The sequence below is a fragment of the Frankia sp. CcCS3 genome, from assembly GCF_977927575.1.
In genome coordinates, this window is the sequence record NZ_CDWRCL010000147.1 from 1 (window position 1) to 9,862 (window position 9,862).

General features: G+C 70.7%; 8 protein-coding genes, 1 tRNA gene and 3 pseudogenes. 9 read left to right on the forward strand and 3 right to left on the reverse strand.

All coding sequences use genetic code 11. The features are described 5' to 3' along the window. Together AC08OQ_RS13310 and egtA are read right to left on the reverse strand one after the other, a co-directional pair. On the reverse strand, window positions 1-1,188 hold a 1,188-nt coding region (locus tag AC08OQ_RS13310; protein WP_476612087.1), incomplete at its 3' end, for an SUMF1/EgtB/PvdO family nonheme iron enzyme. Continuing rightward, complete coding sequence (gene egtA / locus AC08OQ_RS13315; RefSeq protein ID WP_476599444.1) at window positions 1,170-2,666, reverse strand: ergothioneine biosynthesis glutamate--cysteine ligase EgtA; 1,497 nt, start codon at window positions 2,664-2,666, stop codon at window positions 1,170-1,172. The genes egtA and AC08OQ_RS13310, both read right to left, overlap by 19 nt. Before the next feature lie 376 nt (window positions 2,667-3,042). Between egtA and AC08OQ_RS13320 the strand changes: the two genes are divergently transcribed. Together AC08OQ_RS13320 and AC08OQ_RS13325 are read left to right on the forward strand one after the other, a co-directional pair. Further along, on the forward strand, window positions 3,043-3,834 hold the full coding sequence (locus tag AC08OQ_RS13320) for a nuclease-related domain-containing protein (protein WP_476599446.1): 792 nt from the start codon (window positions 3,043-3,045) through the stop codon (window positions 3,832-3,834). A gap of 101 nt (window positions 3,835-3,935) precedes the next feature. Beyond that, window positions 3,936-4,082: a DLW-39 family protein gene (locus AC08OQ_RS13325; protein WP_462188792.1), complete on the forward strand. Its 147-nt coding sequence runs from the start codon at window positions 3,936-3,938 to the stop codon at window positions 4,080-4,082. 76 nt (window positions 4,083-4,158) lie between these two features. Here AC08OQ_RS13325 and AC08OQ_RS13330 read toward each other — a convergent pair whose 3' ends face one another. Continuing rightward, on the reverse strand, window positions 4,159-4,506 hold the full coding sequence (locus AC08OQ_RS13330; RefSeq protein ID WP_476599448.1) for a molybdopterin oxidoreductase: 348 nt from the start codon (window positions 4,504-4,506) through the stop codon (window positions 4,159-4,161). 234 nt (window positions 4,507-4,740) lie between these two features. On the opposite strand from AC08OQ_RS13330, the gene AC08OQ_RS13335 reads away from it, so the two are divergent. The 7 genes and pseudogenes from AC08OQ_RS13335 to AC08OQ_RS13365 form a co-directional block, all read left to right on the forward strand. Continuing rightward, window positions 4,741-5,595 carry a maleylpyruvate isomerase family mycothiol-dependent enzyme gene (locus tag AC08OQ_RS13335; RefSeq protein ID WP_462188789.1) on the forward strand — a complete coding sequence of 285 codons (855 nt, stop codon included), beginning with the start codon at window positions 4,741-4,743 and terminating at the stop codon, window positions 5,593-5,595. Window positions 5,596-5,852: 257 nt separating this feature from the next. Next, window positions 5,853-6,371, forward strand: a pseudogene (locus tag AC08OQ_RS13340) (ParA family protein); the annotation flags it as partial. Window positions 6,372-7,073: 702 nt separating this feature from the next. After that, a tRNA-Ala gene (locus AC08OQ_RS13345) sits at window positions 7,074-7,149 on the forward strand. A 415-nt stretch (window positions 7,150-7,564) separates the two neighbouring features. Further along, window positions 7,565-8,314, forward strand: a complete 750-nt coding sequence (locus AC08OQ_RS13350) for a transposase domain-containing protein (protein WP_476599450.1) — start codon at window positions 7,565-7,567, stop codon at window positions 8,312-8,314. Then, window positions 8,217-8,705: pseudogene (locus AC08OQ_RS13355) on the forward strand (transposase); the annotation flags it as partial. The gene AC08OQ_RS13350 and the pseudogene AC08OQ_RS13355, both read left to right, overlap by 98 nt. A 19-nt stretch (window positions 8,706-8,724) precedes the next feature. Then, window positions 8,725-8,883: pseudogene (locus AC08OQ_RS13360) on the forward strand (ISL3 family transposase); the annotation flags it as partial. Window positions 8,884-9,109: 226 nt separating this feature from the next. After that, window positions 9,110-9,862, forward strand: a 753-nt coding sequence (locus tag AC08OQ_RS13365) for a S8 family serine peptidase (protein ID WP_476612088.1), incomplete at its 3' end; no start/stop codon positions are given.

A 9,862-nucleotide genomic window follows, 5' to 3' on the forward strand; every position in this document is an offset into this window, starting at 1 on the left:
ACTCGCGCCCGCGGGATAGGCCCCCAGCGGGGCCGGGCCGCTCGTCCGGTTGCCCAGGTTGGCACGCTCCGGAGTCGGATCGGTGTCCCCCCACGGATACCGCCGTGAACGTCCGGTGACCGGGTCGTAGGCGGCGGCCTTCTCCCACTCGGCCTCGGTCGGCAGCCGCTTGCCGGCCCAGCGGGCATGCGCCTCGGCCTCGTACCAGCACACGTGCTGGACCGGCTCATCGAGGGGAACCGGCTCGACCCGGCCGAACCGGCGGCGCAGCCAGGTGCCGCCCTCGCGCCACCAGAACGCGGGCGCGCTCAGGCCCTCCGTCTGGCGCCATTCCCATCCCGCCGTCGACCAGAGCCGCTCGTCGTCGTAGCCGTCGGCGTCGATGAAGGCGATCTGCGCCCGGTTGGAGACGGGGATGGTGTCGATCCAGAACGCGGGGAGGTGGACGCGGTGGGCGGGACCCTCGTTGTCGAAGGCCCAGGGATGGGTGCTGGTACCGAGGGTGAACTCGCCGGCCGGCACGAGGACCTCCGGCCGCGGCACCCGGCGGCCGGGCGGTGGCGCCGCGCCGGGAGCGAGTACCGGCGGTCCCTGGCGGAGCTGGTGCGTGGCGAGCATCGTCTCGTCGTGCATGTGCTCGTGCTGCACGACCATGCCGTAGACGAAGCCGTCGGCGAGCAGCCGTTCCCGCTCCGGTACGGCAGCGGTTTCCGCGGTGGCGCCGGCCACCGGTCCGAACCGGTCGGGTCCGAACCGGTCGAGGAGGTCGAGGGTGCGGCCGCGGACCTCGTGCAGGTACGCCCTGGTCTCGGCGGGGCCGAGCAGGGCCAGTCGGCTGCGGCTCGCGCGGCTGTGCCGGAACGCGTCGTAGATGTCGTCGAGCCCCGGCCGCGTCCCGGCGCCGCCGGCCAGCGCGCGCACCAGCCAGAGATCCTCGTAGTTGCCGACGTGAGCGAGGTCCCAGACCAGCGGGGACATCAGCGGCGAGTGCTGGCGGAGGAGATCCTCCGCGGCGATGTCGGTGTACGTGAGTGAACGCCGGCGCGCGACCCGGAGGGCGTCGGCGACGGTGTCGGCGGTGATCGGCATAGCCTCCTGGGTCGGCATCGCCTCCTGGGCGGCGGCGGTCTCCCGGTCGGCTGGGTCGGCCGGGGACGCCGGGGACTGGGTCAGACGAGTGAGACGCACCGGTGGGCCTCCTCACGCAGCAGACCGGCCGGGCCGATCGCGAGAAGTCGTTCGGTCAGTTCGTCGGCCGGACATCGGCCGCGGTCGAGGTAGCGCCCGGCGAACGACTCGACCGTCTCGGCGAGATCGGTCGCGCCGCCGCGGCGCAGGGCGCTCACGGCCAGGTCGACGCAGCGCACCGCCGCGCGTCGCAGGGGTTCGTCGGCCATGCCGAGCATCGCCGCGGCCGGCCAGCGATGCGCGACGGCCAGGCACGCCTCGAACGCTCCGTCCGCGGCGACCGGGTCGTCAAGCAGTACCGTCGGCATCGCGACGGCGGCCTGCCAGCCGTCACCTGGTTGCGCGTCGAGGTAGCGCAGCTCCCACCAGCCACGCGGTCGGACCGGCGGGAACACCGTGGTCGCGTGGTAAGAGAGGTCGTCGCGGGTCGGGGGACGGGTGACCGGGCCGCGGCCGGCGAGCCAGTCCCCGAAGGTCGAGCCGTCCCGGACCGCGACGAAATGATGATCGTTTTTGGGGTCGCCGGCCCCGGCGGGATTCCCGACCATCATCAGCTTGGCGTCGAGCAGGTACCGCGCCCACAGGTCGACGAGATCGGGCTCGGTGTCGCTGGACCCCGGGGCCGTGAGAGCGGCCGCGACGGGCCGGGTCCGGCTCGCGTCGATGCCGTCCCACACCGCCTGGCGGGTCGACCGCCATCCGGTCCGGCGGCCGGCGTACGCGGGTGAGGCGGCGAACAGGGCGGTGAGGACCGGGCCGAGAGCGTGGACGAGTTGGAACCGCCGCGCCGCCTCGGCAGGCGAGCCGCCGAGGTCCAGGTTGACCTGGACGGAGGCGGTCGAGCACATCATCACCGTGCCGGACGCCCCGCCCCCGGTCCGGAAATGCTCCTCCATCGCCGCGTACCGGGACGCGGTGGTCTGCCGCATCCCGACGCGCAGGGGATCGACCCCCATGCCGACGAGGGCCAGGCCGTCCACCGCCAGGGCGGAGCGGACCAGGTTCAGATCGGCGGAGGTCGCCCGCACAGCCGCGGTGAGCTCGGCCGGCGGCCCGGACAGCTCCAGCTGGCCGCCGGGCTCGAAGGTGATGCGGCTGCCCCCGGGCAGGACCGGCCCGCCGGGGCCCGGGGTGGTCCCGGGAATCCGGGCGAGGGACGCCAGCGTGCGGGCCGGCGGGATCAGGCAGTGGACCGCCTGCGTGTCGACGACCAGCCACTCCGTCTCGATGCCGACGCATCCTCCCGGTACCGTCGGGCCACCGTTCCCCCGGGTATCCCTATGGCCGTCCCCCCAGGTGTCCTTGCGGGCGTTCCCGCGGGCCGCCTCATCGCCTGTCCCGTGGACCGGCGTGACGCAGCCGGCCGCGAAGGCCCGTACCTGGTCGGTGTCGATCGCCCGCCGCTGTGGCTGTGAGTGAGGGTGTGGTGGTTGCGGCTCGTCATTCCGGATCCCCTCGGGTGTCACGTGGCGTGGCATCCTGTGGCTCCTCTCCGGCACTGCAACTGTTCGACACCGCGCCCGGCGGTGGCCTCTGGTGGGTTCTCCCCGGCGCTGCCGGCCCCCTACCCAGCCGCCGTACTCGGTGTCGCCTCGCCCAGCTCGCCGATGGGTGGTATAGATGTGTTTTCAACGTGCTTCTCCCTCGCATATTCCACCCCCTTGACCCTGTCGCTGTTGTGTATTCGATGGAATGGTGACCGGGACGGACCGGGAGTCAGTAGCACGCCGTGATTGACTGACGGCGGAGCCGGTTCCGGACCCGGAGACAACGCCGAGCGCAACGGCGTCGTGACGGCGCCGGGAGGTGGTGACCGCGGACGTGTCCGATCGGCAGTCAGCGGGACGTTCGGCCATGGCCGAGTACCTGCGGCGCAAGCAGCTGTACGTCGCCGAGCGCGGTGATCATAAACGGCGGGCGATGGCCGTCGCCGGGGCGACAGCGGGTGCCGTCGCCCTCGTCGTCGCCGTGGTCAGCCTCCTGGTCGGGCTGCCCGCGCGCGTGGCCGTGCAGCTCGCGATCATCTCGGCCGTCGTGGTGGTCCTCGTCGCGGCGACCCGGTTTCTCCGGTCCCCGCCGGAGATCGAGGCCTGGCGCGAGGACGCGGAGGCCGAACGCAGCACCGCACGGGCGTTGGACCGTTTGGTCCGGGCCGGCTACACCGTCCTGCACGACCGCGCGCTGGCCGACTCGGCCGGCAATATCGACCATCTCGTCATCGGGCCGTCCGGGGCCTGGGTGATCGAGACCGACGCCCATCCGGGACCGATCCGCCAGAACGCCGCCGGGGTCTGGGCCGGCAAGGTTCCGTTGCGGGCGATGCTGGGGCTGGTCGCGTGGATGGGCGAGGAGGCCACCGCGCAGCTCCTCGCGGAACTGCCGGCGGGCTGGCAGTTGGAGGTCCAGCCGGTCGTGGCCTTCGCCCGCGCGGATCTTCCCGCCGGCCTGGCCCTCGTCGAGGGCGTGCTGTTGCTGCCTGCCACCGGGGTGGCCGACTACGTGCTCTCCGCCGGGGTCGTGCTTCGGCCCATCGACGTGGCGATGCTGGTCGACGTGGCCGAGCGGGTGTTCCCGGCCTATGCGGTGTCGGGACCCCCGCCGTCCTGGCCGGCCCGATCCCGGCTGCGCGGCCTGCTGCGGCGTTGATCAGCCTGCGGTGACGTTGATCAGGGCGATGCGACCCGGTCCGGCCACGGTGCCGGCGGGCGGGATACCGTTGGGTGAAGGTGGCCTACGAAGGAGACGAGATGGTTCGCAAGGTGACCGTGCTGGCTCTACTGGCGAGCGCCGGAGCCGCGCTGACCGCCGTCCGGCGCCGCAGCAGGGGCAAGGAGGAGATCGACCTCTGGCGGGAGGCGACCTCCGCGGCGGGCGCCCCGGCCGGCGGGCGCTGAGGTCCACGGCAAGGCCGGGATGCCAGCCCGGCCCGGGGGGTCAGCCCGCCGAAGCTTCCAGCTCAGGGCCTCAGCCTCAGAGCTCGACTAGGCCCACGTCGGCGATCAGGGTGCCGACCAGTCCGGCCGGGGCGGCGAGGTGCAGCTCGATGTGCGTCTCCGACACCAGATCCTCGACGACGCGCAGCGGCACGTGGATTGAACCCCGCGCTCCGATCGGGAAGAAGCGCATGGGAACCCCGTTCCGCAGGAGGATCGGGCAGATCAGTTCGTCCGTCGAGTTGCCGCCCCGGAAGTAGAGCGGCTGGGCGGTGATGCCGGCTGGGACGACGTAGCTGAACGACGAGCCAAGCGAAATCGGAACATCCAGACCTTTGCCCTCGAAGGGGACAATGCCCTGCAGGAAGCGAGGAGTTGTGAACATCCGCTCATCCTTCCGCCGGGTATCCGTGTGCATGCTTTCCGTATCTTCCTCTGGGTATTTTCGCTCGGAGCTGTTTCCACCGCGTTACGTCGGCCATCGAGGGAGCGTCGGACGCGGCCCGGATCTCGAGCGCAACGTGTGCCGACTATAAGGAATCTGCGGGTAAAGACGCTGGTAGGAGGCTTGACCTGGCGTGTGGTGGCGTGTGGTGGCGTCGGGGGGCACCGTAGAACCATGACCACCCCGACCTCGCCCCGACCGTCCGACGCCATCGTCCCCGGCGCGGGAGTTGATGCCGACTCCGGGGCGGGTGTGAGCATCGCTCAGGAGTCGAGCATCGACACGTCGCCGCCGTCCGGTCCCTCCTACCTCCCCTCGGTGGTTCCGCACGATCGGCTCGCCGGATGTGCAGCGGCCCATCGGCGTCTACTGGAGGTGGCCGGCCGGCTGGACGACATCGTCGTGCGCCGTCCGTCGGGCCTGCCGGGCTGGGCGGTCGGTCACCTGCTCACCCACCTGGCCCGCAACGCGGACAGTCACACCGGCATGGTCGAAGCCGCCCGGGCCGGTGGGATCCGGGCCCAGTACCCGGGGGGCGCGCAGCAGCGGGAGGACGGCATCGCCGCCGGTTGCGATCTGCCCGCCGCCCAGGTCCGCGACGACCTGGTGGCCGCGGTGACCCGGCTGGAGCGGGCCTGGGACGGCGTGCAGGTCGACGTCTGGCGCACGGGTCTCGGGCACACCGCCACCTATGGCCTGACGACCCTTGCTGATCTGGTCTTCCTCCGCTGGCGGGAGACCGAGATACACCTCGTCGACCTCGATCTTGCCGATCTCGGCGGTCCCGGCTGGGCGGACCTGAGCCCGGCCTACGTCCAGACCGAATGGGAGTGGACCCTGCGCGGGCTGCCGGCCCGAGTACCCCCGGAGATCACCGTCGTGCTGGCGCCGGGGGACCGGCCGTCGACCGCCGTCGGTCGCGGGCAGCGGCGTGTGGTCGTCGATACGCCCACCAGGCCGACGCTGCGCTGGCTCGCCGGCCGGGACCCGGGCCGGCCGGACTGGCCCACCCTCGCCCCCTGGGAATGACCGGCGCTTTCTCGGACTGACCGGCCGGCTGCTCGGCGTCCCGGACCGGGCTGGCGGGACCCGCGACGGGGCGGGCTTCTTCTGAGGTTTCCGGCTAGCGCGACAATGTCTGCCGTGTTGGACAACAGGGACAACTGGGGTGAGGCGGCGCGCGGGCGACATGGGGATCGTGGCCGGAGCTTTTCATGATCACGCCGCCCTTGTTCAACAACAAGGGCGGCGTCGGTAAGACGACCCTCGCCTACCACCTGGCGCACATGCTGCAGCGCATGGGTCACCGGGTGCTCGCGGTCGATCTCGATCCGCAGGCGAACCTGACCGCCCAGTTCCTCGACGAGGACGAGCTGACCCAGCTGTGGGAGGAGCCGGAGGTCACCGCGTCGTCCGCGCCGAAGCCCATCATCGACCTCGACGTGCGCCCGGTTCGGATTGTCCCCGGTACGGGGACGATGGCGACGGCGATCGGGCCGATCATGGAGGGGGTCGGGGACGTCGCGCTCTTCGATCCGGTGACGATCGAGGACGGCCTGTGGCTGCTGCCCGGTGACGTCGAGCTGAGCGTCTTCGAGGACCGGCTGTCGGCCGCCTGGCCGAACAGCTTCCTCGGCAAGGACATCGCGGCGCTGCGTACGACGACGGCGTTGCACCGGGTCATCGACCATGGTGCCCGCTTGGTTGGCGCCGAGATCGTGCTCATCGACGTGGGGCCCAATCTGGGGGCCATCAACCGGGCCGCGCTGCTGTCCGCCGACACCGTGCTCATGCCACTGGCAGCGGACCTGTTCTCGCTGCGGGGGCTGCGCAACCTCGGCCCCACGCTGCGGGAGTGGCGTTCCACCTGGCAGGGCACGGTGCTGCCGAAGATTCCCGAGCGCATCTCGGCTCCGCGCGGGCTGATGATGCCGATCGGGTACATCGTGATGCAGCCGCCGACGCGGACCGACCGGCCGGCAAAGGCGCACGACCGGTGGCTCGACCGGATTCCCGAGGTGTTCGCGACCTCGGTGCTCACCAGCGGGAACCCCGGACCGCACGACCGTTCCTTCGAGATCGCCACTCTGGGGCACTACGCGAACCTGATCCCGCTGGCGCACGACGCCCGTAAGCCGATGTTCGAACTGCGGGCCGGAGACGGCGCGCTCGGCGGTACGCAGAGCGCGGTGCGGCGGTGCTACTCCGACTTCCGGGATCTCGCGGTCAAGGTGCGGGAGCGGCTGGCCTTCATCGATCCGACCCTGCGCCGGTCCTGGCCGACGGGCCGGTTATCCACAGGGCTTCCGCGGGGCACGATGGTCGTAGGCGGGCACTGTGACCGCCGGAAGACCGGATCCCCCCGAGCATCGGTGTCCCCCCATGGTTCCCGGGTGGTTCCCGTGCCGGACCAACGTCCGAGGAGACCGTCATGCCGTACGCTTGTGAAGCGCTTCGCCGAGGTGGTCATCGTCGAATGGTTCCGTCCCGGCCGGAGCGCGTCCCTCGGGGGCGTAGCTCAATTGGCAGAGCACTGCCTTTGCAAGGCAGGGGTTAGGGGTTCGAGTCCCCTCGTCTCCACCACGATGCGCAACAATGCCCTGACCTGGGCAAATAGGTAAATTCTATGAGATCTGATCCTTGATCGAATAGAGAATGTCCAGGTCGGGGTATTGATCGTCTGGTTCGATTCCCGGGTGCATCGACAAGTCTCGACTACGTTGGGTAGTCGTGGGAGGTTGGTCGAGCAAGGGATGTCGACGGCCAGCGTGCACTCCAAGATGTCTCCGCTGGGATCTGGCATCTGATTAGCCGGGATCATGATGCCTCGTGCGGAGGAGTCGGAACTCGCGCGGTCATGAACCAGAAAGTCCCAAGATGACGGTGTGCGAGTTTGTATCGGGGCTTGCCTCAATGCCACTTCCACTATTTAGATCTTGGTGGGCTGTGGTGTGTCGATTCAGGTGGTTCCGTCTGGTTGGCGGCATGATCGAGCGCTGTGGCGGACACGGGGGCGGTGGCGGGTAGCCAGCTGACGGACTGGATCTCCCTGGGGGTCCTGACGTCGTTCGTCCCGCGTGATGCGGTCGATGAGGCGACCGGAGCGGGTGCCCGGCGCTCCGATGCGACGATCCCACCGCAGGTCGTGGCCTACTTCGTGGTGGCGCTCGCGTTGTTCGCGCGGACGACGACTACGAGGCGGTCGCCCGCCGGCTCGCTGCCACGCTCACCGATCTCGACGTGGTGGGGCTGCGGTGGGGACCGGCCGCTGGCGGAGCTGTTCAGCCAGGTCGCCGGGCCGGTCGCGGACCTGGACACGGCCGGGGCGTTCCTCGCCCGGTGGCGGCTGATGAGTATCGACGGGCTGGAATGGGACGTGCCGGCCTCGAAGGTGAACATCTCCGCGTTCGGCGTGCCGGTGGGCCGCGACGACGCGCCGGGGGTGTTGCCGAAGGTCCGCCCGGTCACCGTGTCCGAGTGTGCCTCACACGTCCCGGTCCTGGCCGCGCTCGGCCCGGCCGGTGGGACGAAGCCCGCCAGCGAGCAGGCCCTGGCCCGGGCCCTCTACCCGCGGCTGGCCTCGGGCTGGCTGTTGCTCGCGGACCGCAACTTCTACTCCTGGACGGACTGGTGTGCGGCGGCGGACACCGGTGCGGCGTTGCTGTGGCGGGTCAAGGCCAGCCTGCGGCTGCCCCCTACGGACTGTTTCGGAACTGGCAGCGGGACGGCACCTGGGAACGGATCCTGACCCAGCTTCAGGCCCAGGCGGACGCGCAAGGGCTGATCACCTGGGACGTTTCCGTCGACTCCACGGTGGCCCGGGCCCACCAGCACGCCGCCGGTGCACGCAAAAGGGGGATCTTCGGCGGGAACCTCCGGGAGGAGTAGTCACAGAACCGGCCGGCCATGGGCTGGGACGTTCCCGCGGTGGGTTCTCTACAAAGATTCATCTTGCCTGCGAGCAGGGCCGTCGTCCGCTGGCGTTGCTGGTCACCGCCGGGCAGCGCGGCGACAGCCCGCAGTTCTCGGCCGTACTCGACAAGATCCGTGTTCCCCGGTCGGGGCCTGGCCGTCCCCGGACCCGTCCCGACCGGGTCATGGCGGACAAGGCCTACAGCTCCCGGGCGAACCGGGCTTTGCTCCGCCGTCGGGGGATGCGGACTCGACCTCGACCGCGCGGCCGTCAACGCCGCCCTCGCTGTGGCCCACCACAATGGCGGCACCGAAGGCGTGAACACCAAAACCAGACGGATCATGCGCCAGATGCACGGCCGAGCCGAGTTCACCCTCCTCCGCCACCGCATCCTGCTCGGCTGACATTCGGTCACCGCCGAAAGTGAGCCAGAGCCGTTTTCTGGACACATCCCCCATTCACTACGTCGCCAGCTACATCGGCAACAAACAGATGATCGCCGCACCCGGACACACAGTACGCTGTGCTGGTACTCGATCAGTCTTCGACCGCCAGGACGACGAAAACGATGAGGACGGGGTCAACGACATGACGGTCACCGTGTCTGTCGATCCACCCGGGCAGCTGTAGGTGGCCGGGGACCGCTGCGACGCGGGCCTGTTGCGCGAGCTGGAGAGCTGGCGGCACGACGGGGAGCCTGAGCGCCGCGTCGACGTCTTCGTGACGTATGCGGACGATCCGGCCACGCTCACCGCCGCCGGGCTCGAGCTCGGCCACCACGACGGCGAGGTGGCTACCGGTACCGTGTGGCTCGCCGACATGGCCGCGCTGGAGGCGGTCCCGGGCGTGCGGTGGCTGGCCGCCTCAGCGCGTACGCACCTGCTGATCGATCGCAGCATGCCGGAGATCAAGGCCACCGCCGTGCGCGCTCAGGCCCCGCCGTACTCGGTCGGCGGGACGCCCGGCGCGACCGGCAAGGGCGTTCTGGTCGGCATCCTCGACAACCGGCTCACGGTCACGCACCCGACGTTCACGGTACCTGGGGTCATGCCGCCGAAGAGCCGCGTGATCGGCTACTGGGACCAGGTGTCCCGGCCCGAGGCCGGCCAGGGGCCGCCGCCCGGCTTCCCGTACGGCGTCTGGTGGGACCAGACCGCCGTCGCCGACGTGGTCGCGAACAACCGGATGAACGCGATCTGGACCAGCTCGCAGTCCGACCACGGCTCGCACGTGGCGGGCATCGCTGCGGGCAGTGGCGCGGGCGGGGATGCGGGCCTGCCGCCGTTCCGGCTCGTCGGCGTCGCGCCGGAGGCCGACATCGTCTTCGCGAACTCGGCGATGGTGCTGTCCGCTAGGGCCTGTGTGGGAAGTACGCCCCGGGGC

What these genes read in the sequence shown, in the direction of transcription:
- AC08OQ_RS13335 (WP_462188789.1), top strand. Translation starts at nt 4,741, where the DNA reads ATGACCACCCCGACCTCGCCCCGACCGTCCGACGCCATCGTCCCCGGC.
- AC08OQ_RS13320 (WP_476599446.1), top strand. Translation starts at nt 3,043, where the DNA reads ATGGCCGAGTACCTGCGGCGCAAGCAGCTGTACGTCGCCGAGCGCGGT.
- AC08OQ_RS13325 (WP_462188792.1), top strand. Translation starts at nt 3,936, where the DNA reads ATGGTTCGCAAGGTGACCGTGCTGGCTCTACTGGCGAGCGCCGGAGCC.
- egtA (WP_476599444.1), bottom strand. Translation starts at nt 2,666, where the DNA reads ATGCCACGCCACGTGACACCCGAGGGGATCCGGAATGACGAGCCGCAA.
- AC08OQ_RS13330 (WP_476599448.1), bottom strand. Translation starts at nt 4,506, where the DNA reads ATGTTCACAACTCCTCGCTTCCTGCAGGGCATTGTCCCCTTCGAGGGC.